General features: G+C 30.3%; 6 protein-coding genes. All 6 read left to right on the top strand.

Annotated elements, in window-relative coordinates; genetic code table 11:
- Positions 1–7: 7 nt before the first annotated feature.
- The 6 genes from Q0C22_RS09410 to Q0C22_RS09385 all read left to right on the top strand — a co-directional run bounded on the left by Q0C22_RS09410 (position 8) and on the right by Q0C22_RS09385 (position 9,059).
- The gene (locus tag Q0C22_RS09410; RefSeq protein ID WP_291494113.1) at positions 8–1,555 is read left to right on the top strand and encodes a DHA2 family efflux MFS transporter permease subunit; all 1,548 of its coding nucleotides are present in this window, start codon (positions 8–10) and stop codon (positions 1,553–1,555) included.
- Positions 1,552–2,223, top strand: a complete 672-nt coding sequence (locus Q0C22_RS09405) for a response regulator transcription factor (protein ID WP_291494111.1) — start codon at positions 1,552–1,554, stop codon at positions 2,221–2,223. The genes Q0C22_RS09410 and Q0C22_RS09405 overlap by 4 nt, the downstream gene beginning before the upstream one ends.
- A gap of 76 nt (positions 2,224–2,299) precedes the next feature.
- Positions 2,300–3,565, top strand: a complete 1,266-nt coding sequence (locus Q0C22_RS09400) for a HAMP domain-containing sensor histidine kinase (RefSeq protein ID WP_291494109.1) — start codon at positions 2,300–2,302, stop codon at positions 3,563–3,565.
- Positions 3,566–3,623: 58 nt separating this feature from the next.
- Complete coding sequence (locus tag Q0C22_RS09395; RefSeq protein WP_291494107.1) at positions 3,624–4,961, top strand: TolC family protein; 1,338 nt, start codon at positions 3,624–3,626, stop codon at positions 4,959–4,961.
- Positions 4,962–4,968: 7 nt separating this feature from the next.
- Positions 4,969–6,018, top strand: coding sequence for an efflux RND transporter periplasmic adaptor subunit (locus tag Q0C22_RS09390; protein ID WP_291494105.1), 1,050 nt, complete (start codon positions 4,969–4,971; stop codon positions 6,016–6,018).
- A complete protein-coding gene (locus Q0C22_RS09385; RefSeq protein ID WP_291494103.1) occupies positions 6,015–9,059 on the top strand; it encodes an efflux RND transporter permease subunit in 3,045 nt (1,014 codons plus the stop codon). Before Q0C22_RS09390 ends, Q0C22_RS09385 begins: the two co-directional genes overlap by 4 nt.
- Positions 9,060–9,162: the final 103 nt, after the last annotated feature.

Here is a 9,162-nt window from a genome sequence, read left to right as displayed (position 1 = left end):
GCTATAGATGGCACAACAGAAAGTAAACCCATATGTGATAGCACTTACGGTGATGCTAGCCACATTTATGGAAGTGCTTGACACATCTGTTGCAAATGTGGCTTTACCTCATATAGCTGGTTCACTTTCTGTTACAGTAACTGATTCCACTTGGGTATTAACTTCATATTTAGCGGCAAATGCAATAGTATTGCCCATAACTGGTTGGCTTTCACAAAAAATTGGTAGAAAACGTTATTTTATTGGCAGTATTGTTTTATTTACAATATCATCTGCATTGTGTGGTCTATCTTTTGATTTTTATTTTTTGCTTGTTATGCGAGCATTGCAGGGTTTTGCCGGTGGGGGATTGCAGCCAGTATCTCAAGCAATCCTGATGGAGAGTTTTCCAGAAAAAAAACGCGGTATGGCAATGAGTATTTTTTCGATTGGTGTTATTTTTGCACCAATTTTAGGTCCTGTTGTAGGCGGTTGGTTAACAGATCAATATTCATGGAGATGGGTGTTTTATATAAATGTACCAGTTGGTATTTTAGCAACAATTTTAACTATGATTTTAATAGAAGATCCGCCTTATGCAAAGGCAAATCCTAAGTTGAAAATTGATTATTTGGCTTTAAGTTTTATTTTCATTGGGGTAGCGTCTCTTCAAATTATGTTGGATCAAGGGCAAAATAAAGATTGGCTCAATTCTAACCTTATAGTTATTTTAGCGTTATCTTCGTTTTTCTTTATATCGCTATTTATTATAGAAAACGCCTTTTCCAGAGAACCTATTATAAAGTTTAAATTGTTTAAAGACGTAAATTATTCGATAGGTGTTTTTTTGATGTTTATAACTGGTTTTGTGTTATATTCTTCTTTAGCTTTGCTTCCAATATTGGTTCAAACACTTATGGGTTATGATGCATTAAAAGCTGGTTATGTTATTGCGCCAGGTGGCATTGCAAGCTTGATCATTGCACCAATTATCGGTAAATTATCAAATAAGGTTAATATTAAAGTACTTGTAGGAGCTGGTATTTTACTTGTTGCATACTCTCTTCATTTAATGAGTGAATTTAATTTAACTGCATCTTTCGATGTTTTTGCATGGGCAAGGATTATTATGGGTTTTGGGTTGCCAGCTATGTTTATACCAATCAATTTAGTTGCTTATAAGTTTCTAAAAAAAGAAGATATGGGAGATGCAAGTGGTGTAATAAACTTTGCACGTAATATTGGGGGTTCTATTGGTATATCATTTGCTGCAACGATGCTTCAGCGAAGAGAAGTTTTCCATAGAGATGCTTTGGTTCAAAATTTTAGTCAATCAAGTATTATTTTCCAAAATTTTTTAGACAATACAAGACAATATTTAGTAACAAGAGGTTTTTCTTTTGCAGATAGTTATCACGCAGCAATTGATTTAATGAATAATTTGTTGTCAGCACAAAGTGCAATTATGGGTTATCAGGATGTATTCCATTTAATTATTTACTTTACATTACCATTATTTTTTTTAATATTCTTTATAAAAACAAAACAAACTAAAGATAAGAGGGTGACGCTATGAAAATTGTTTTAGTTGAAGACGATGAAAAGATAAGCAGCTTTATTGCGAAGGGTTTTAAGGAATTGGGTTACATTATTCAGGTTTTTGATAATGGTGAAGATGCATATTATTTTCTTATGAATGAAAATTATGATATTGCAATTATTGACATTATGCTACCTAAACTAAATGGTTTTGAGCTTATACAAAAACTCAGAGAAAAAGCAAATAAGACACCTATTATTGTACTTAGCGCAAAAAATACCACTGATGATAAGGTAAAAGGATTAGAGTTAGGCGCAGATGACTATTTAACAAAACCTTTTGCTTTTAGTGAGTTACTTTCCCGTATTAATGCTATTTATAGAAGAGTTAATAATATCAAAGAAACAGTTTTGCAGTATGCAGATTTGAGCCTGGATATATTAACAAGAGAAGTTACAAAAGACGGTAAAAAAATAGAATTGCAAAAAAAAGAATACTCTTTGCTTGAATATTTAATGCGAAATGCAGGGCGTATTGTGACTAAAACAATGATTTTAGAAAGTATTTGGGGGTATGATTTTGATCCGCAGACAAATGTTGTTGATGTGCTTATTCATAGACTTAGAAAAAAAATTGATGATCCATTTGATAAAAAGTTGATCCATACAGTACATGGCGTAGGCTATGTTCTTAAAGAAAAGTAATTTTTTTTCTAAAATTTCAGTAAAAATTTTATTGTGGTATAGTGCTATATTCATATCAAATGCTATATTTTTGTTTTTGTTGGCATATTTTATAGTCTCTGCTACGCTGAGGGATAAAGAAACTACTTCTATTAGTCTTGAAATAGAAAAAATTTTACTTGATGTACAAAAATATGGTTTATCAAATGTTGACAAACATATTTCTCATAAAGAAAAAGAAAATTTTGTTATTGAGATTTTATTAAAAAATAAGCCTTTATATGTTTCAGAGAATTTTAGAAAGTTGGAATTAGGAAATAAAATAATAGAAAACATTAAATCCAAAAAAAAGTTTTTTACCGTTAATTTGGATAATAAAACATTTAAATTTCAAATTTACCAAGCTACAAGCTATACGATAGTTGTTGGTAAAAATGTAGCAAGTACAGAAGAGTTGCTTGAAAAATTTAGAGAGATTTTCTTCGGTATGATTTTATTCACTATGCTTTTGGGCATAATTGGCGGTCTTATTGCTCTAAGAAAAATACTTTTACCAATAAAAAGTATTACACAAACAGCTCAGTATATTATAAATACTGGTAAATTGAATGAACGCATAAAGGTAGAAAACACTCAGGATGAGCTTTACGACTTAAGCGTTATCATAAATAAGATGCTTGATAAAATTGAAGTACTTGTAAAGTCTTTAAAAGAAACAATTGACAATGTAGCCCACGATTTAAGAACACCTCTAACAAGAATTAAAATTACCAGTGAGCTTGCATTAAGCGAACAATCTAAACTAAATCCAAAAGATGCATTACTTAGTTGTCTTGATGAATCTGACAAAATATTAACATTATTAAATGCAATTGTAGATATATCACAAATTGAAACGGGTTCATTAAAGTTAAATATTGAAAGGATACAACTTAAAAAGCTTATAGACGATGTGATTGATTTGTATGATTATGTAATTGAAGAACATAATATAAACTTAAGCGTAAAATGTAATGAAAATATATACATATATGGTGATTTTAATAGATTGCGACAAGCATTATCTAATTTAATGGATAATGCAATAAAATACAACAAACCAAACGGCAAAATATCAATTAAAGCATTGGAAATTAATGATAAAATATGCCTTTTTATACGTGATACAGGCATAGGTATAGATGCTAAAGATTTACCATATATCTTTGAAAGACTATATAGAGCAGATAAAAGTAGATCTAAACAAGGCTTAGGCCTTGGACTTTCTTTAGTAAAAGCAATTATTAAAGCACATGAAGCAAAAATAAAGGTAAAAAGCAAGTTGACTTGCGGAACTATTTTTTGTATAATTTTCCAACATTAAAATCTTGTAAGATTCGTGAAATAAATTAGAAAGTAAAATCAACTAGGGTGGTGTAGGTATGTTAAAACGTGTTTTTTTTGGTTTTTTTGCTGTAATTTTTTTTGTGTCAGCTTGTGCTGTATATAAACCACTAGAAATAAATAATTCCCAGATTAACAAAAAAATAAGTCATATCGATAAAAAAGAACTAATGAAATATCCCCGAGGTAAAATTATTTTAACAAAACTTGAAAATAATGAACCTTTGGATGAAAATGATATTGCAAGTCTGGCTTTAATTCTTAACCCAACTTTAAAAATTGAAAGAGATAATTTAAAAATTGCAGAAGCTCAAATTGGTATTTCAAAAACAATACCAAATCCGAGCATTTCATTTGACACGAGTTTTCCTGTAGCTGGAAATATTGCCAATACATACAATGGATATTCAATTGGGCTTTCTTATCCAATTGATTGGATATTTTCACATAATTTAAAAGTAAAAAGTGCTTTGCTTGAATACGAGTCAAAAAAATTAGGTTATAATTTTAATGCATACCAAATTATGCAGGATTCAAAAATAAAGGTAGCAAACATATATTATTTAGAACAAATATTGAAAGAGTTATCAGATAAATTAAACCTTTATAAGAAAATTTACGATACTATAAAGGTAGCCTATAATAAACATCTTGTTTTATTAAGTGATTTGCAATTAGCAAAAAATGAGTACGAAAAATCGAAAATTCAATATCTGGATACTAAAACCATGTTAGAAAAAGAAAATGATAGTTTAAATAATATACTGGGTATTCCTTTAAGTACAAAATTAAAAATTAATTTTGTGCCTAATAATAATTTTGATTTACCGGATCTTGAAGATTTATATAGTAATGTAACAAATCGGGTAGATATAGTTGCTTATAAATTAGCCTATCAGTCCCAGGAAGAAAAAACACGCCTTGCCTTTGCCCAGCAATTTCCAAAAATTTCTATAAATTTTCCTTTTAGTCGTGATACGTCGAATGTACAAACATTGGGTTTTGGTATTTCCATTGATTTTCCAATATTTAATACCAACAAAGCACAGATAAATTTACAGGAAGCAACAAGAAAAAAGATGTATGATGAATATGTATTTAGGATTATATCAGCAAGGTTTGATATAAAAAGACTCGTATCTGATATAAAAAATATTCAAAGCCAGCTTGCAATTTTAAATGCAGATTACAAAGACAGTTCAAAACTTTTAACTAATTATGAACAAGCGTATAAAAACGGTTATATAAGCATAATGGAATTTTATAAAAATTCAAATGATGTAATTGATAAAAAGATTAACATATTAAATTTAGAAAAATCTTTATACAGTATGCATATAGCTTTGGAAATTGCATCAGGAAAAAAATTTAGGTAGGTGAGAAATGAAAAGAGTTGTATTGGCAATTGTAGGTTTTGCAATTATAATTATTTTTATTGTAGTATATTTATTCAATAAAAATAAATCAACTCCAGAAAACCTATCCAATAAAACTCTTATTGCTACGGTAAATGTGGCACCTATAGAGGTTAAAACAATGTCAAAATATATAGTAGCTTATGGAATCGTTGAATCAAAACCTGGCACTGCCAACACCGTTTCTTTAAATTTTGATGCTACCATTAACAAGCTATATGTGGTTGATGGTCAAAATGTAGTAAAAGGTCAATTGCTTTTTAGTGTAATACCGTCTCCAACTGTGCAGTCTCAATTAATGCAGGCAGAAAACTCACTAAATTCGGCAAGAGAAAATTTAAAAATTGTACAGGAAAAATTTAAACTCCATCTTGTAAGCAAGCAGGATATTTTAAATGCCCAAAATGCACTAGATCAAGCTAAAATAGTTTATGATAATCTAAAAAAAACTTATACAGATAAAGTTTACTCCAGTATAGATGGCGTTGTTACCAAAATCAATTATACGCAAGGCTCTAGTGTGGTATCTGGCAATCCAATTTTATCGATAGCAGATGTTAAGAATATTGCAATAAAGTGCGGTGTTGAGCCAGAAGATATTAATTTTTTAAAGCCAGATTTGCCAGTTACAATTTCATTAATTGATTATAATAAAAAAATCACAGGCAAAATTATTTCGATATCAAATATTATTGATCCTGCAACTCACCTTATAAATATTTACATTTTACCTGATACAAAAAAAGATTTAATTTTGAATAGCTATGTAGAAGTTAATATACCGATTTTTACAAAGACAGGTCTTGGTGTGCCAAAATCTGCTTTGTTGTACGAAAATGGCCATTATGTGATATATACAGTAAAAAACGGTGTAGCTAAAAAGCATGTTGTAAATGTAATTTTAAAGAATGAAAACTATGCACTTGTTTCATCAGCCGATCTTACAGACAAAGATTTGGTTGTAACACAAGGAGCATATGAATTAAAAAATAATATGAATGTAAAGGTTCAAAAATGAAATTTCAGGAACTTTTGTGGAGAAAGAAAAAAGCAATTATATTTTTAATCATTGTAATTGTTTTTGGCGGCATTTTTGCAACTTTTAAAACGCCTGTTGCTTTATTTCCGAATGTTGAATTTCCTCGCATACGAGTAGCTGTAGATAGTGGCGATATTCCTGCAAATACAATGGTTGTTGAAGTTACAAAGAAAGTCGAGCAGACGCTTAGAGCTGTGCCAAATGTAGTGCATATAAGATCAACTACAAGCAGAGGTTCGGCAGAATTTATACTGGATTTTGGTTGGGGACAAAACATGAATGTTAATCTGTTGAATGTTGAATCTGCTCTTAATGGAATTTTGCCTACATTACCAAAAGGTACTACATTTCATGCAATCAGGATGTATCCAACCGTTTATCCGGCTATTGCTTATAGTTTAACATCGGATAATCATTCACTTGTAGAGTTAAGAGATATAGCTTTATACGAAATCAAACCTTTGCTTTTAAACATTAAAGGTGTCGCAAATGTCCAGGTTCAAGGTGGCGAAAAAGAAGAATACCATGTGTTGGTTAATCCAATGAAACTCTACACTTACAATTTAACAATGAGCGATGTGATAAAATCCCTGTCTAATTCAAATGTTATTAGTGCTGTTGGCAGGCTTGAAGATTATTATAAGCTTTATTTAGTGGTTTCTAAATCTCAATTGCACAATATGCAATCAATTGAGGATACAGTTTTAAAAACTAGCTCGAATGGTATTGTGCGTTTAAGTGATATAGCAACCATAAAAAAATCTATTGTTCCTAATTGGACCAAGGTTGTTGCTAATGGTAAAAATGCTGTTATTGTACAAATTATCCAATCACCTCAAGGCAATACAGTTCAAATTGCTCATGATGTAGATAAAAAATTACATGAGTTTAAAAGCAAATTGCCAGGTGGTATAAAAATTGCCAAGTGGTATGATCAAAGTAAACTAATAGTTTCTTCTACGCATAGCTTAAGAGATGCTATTATTATTGGTATTATTCTTTCTATTATTATTGTACTTGTTTTTTTAAATAACTTTAAAATCACAGTTACGCTCCTAATTAGTTTACCTACGATCTTATTTACCACAATACTTTTAATATATGTTTTTAAAATGAGTTTTAATATCATGACATTAGGCGGTATTGCGGCTGCAGTAGGTTTAATTATTGATGATGTAATAGTTATGATTGAGTATATTATGCGTTTTGTTGAAGAACGCAAAAACGAAGATATATCAAAAGTTATACCTTTAGCTGTTAAGGATTTCTTAAAACCACTTTTAGGTTCATCACTTTCTACAACTGTAATATTTATACCATTTGCTTTTTTATCAGGCGTAACGGGTGCATTTTTTAAGACACTTTCTATTACTATGGCAATGAGCCTTATAGTTTCTTTTTTAGTTACGGTTATTTTGGTGCCAATAATAGCAAGAAAACTATTATATCGTGGCATAGGTAAAGAAAAGAAAAACATAATTGTTGATTTTTTGGCAAAATTATACAAGAATGCAATAAATTTTTCTTTTAGAAAGCCTATTATTATATATTTACTTGTTTTGATTTTAGTTATATGTGGTATTTATAGTTTTAAAAATATTGGAAGTGGGTTTATGCCTTCCATGGATGAAGGTGGATTTGTACTTGATTATGTAACAAAACCTGGTACATCTTTAAATGAAACGCAGTATACATTGAACAAAATTGAAAAGATTATACAATCAAATAAGTATGTTCAAAACTACACTGCAAGAACTGGATTACAGCTTGGTGGCGGTTTAACTGAGCCAAACACAGGGGATTTTTTCATTAAATTGAAACCTTTTCCAAGACCATCAGTTCAAAAAATCATGGATGATATACGAAATAAAATCGAAACAACAGTGCCTGGTGTGAATATTGATATGGCACAACTTATGGAAGATATGATAGGCGATTTAGTTGGTACTCCTTCTCCAATTGAAATCAAAATTTACTCAGATAATTATTCTCAGTTACTTTCCATTGCACCCAAAGTTGCTAATATAATATCAAAAGTGCCAGGTGTAGTAGATGTAAAAAGTGGTGTTGTATTGGCTGGAGACGCTTTAAATATCGAAATTAACCGATCAAAGGCTGCAATAGAAGGTGTTGATCCAAACTACATTACACAACAACTAAATCAATACTTAAATGGAATTGATGCAACATATATATTGGAAAGCCCAAGAATAATTGGTGTAAGGGTCTGGACACCCCAAAATTTTAGGAAAAACATTACAGATATAGAAAATTTTCCTATAAGAACTCAGGATGGTAAGCTTATACCTCTAAAGCGCATAGCAAATTTACAGATAGTGTCTGGACAACCAGAAATTGTACACGATAATTTAAAAAATATGATTGCAGTAACAGCAAGAATTAGCAATACAAGCTTAGGTCAGGCAGTAAGTCAGGTTAAGCAGGATTTAAACAAATCTCAAATACTAAATGTAAAAGGCGTATATTACGAGTTTGGTGGTCTTTACGCGCAGCAAAAGAAAGCTTTTGCAGGCCTTTTTATCGTGCTTGTAAGCGCTGTTGTTTTGGTTTTTGTAGTGTTGTTATTTATGTATGAGGAATTTTCATTGGCAATTTTAATTTTATTAATGTCACTTTTGGCTTTAGCAGCGGACTTTATAGGTTTATATGTAACAAAAACTCAATTAAATATAACATCTATAATGGGCCTTATAATGAGTGTGGGTATAAACACAGAAACTGCAATTTTTTATATTAGCGAATACAAAGAATTTATAGAAACAAAAAATAATGTTGGAGCTATTATAAATGCTGGAAAAAATAGAATGAGGCCAATAGTTATGTCTACCTTAATTGCAATTTTATCATTAATGCCTATTGCAATTAATTTAGGACATGGTTCTGATATGCTAAAACCACTTGCAATTGCAATTATTTCTGGCTTATTTGCTCAACTGTTTATGGTTTTATTTGTGTTGCCAACAGCTTTACTGGGTTTGGAAAAGCTAAAAAATAAATAGCTTAAAATTTAACATTTGTGATATAATTCCCCTTCGATGAGTGAACTTGAAAAATTAAGTATAGGGCAGATTATAAAGTTCAAACTCTGGTTTGAAAGTTATG

This window comes from Desulfurella sp. (genome assembly GCF_023256235.1).
GTDB lineage: Bacteria > Campylobacterota_A > Desulfurellia > Desulfurellales > Desulfurellaceae > Desulfurella.
This window is presented reverse-complemented; position numbering and strand designations above follow the sequence as displayed.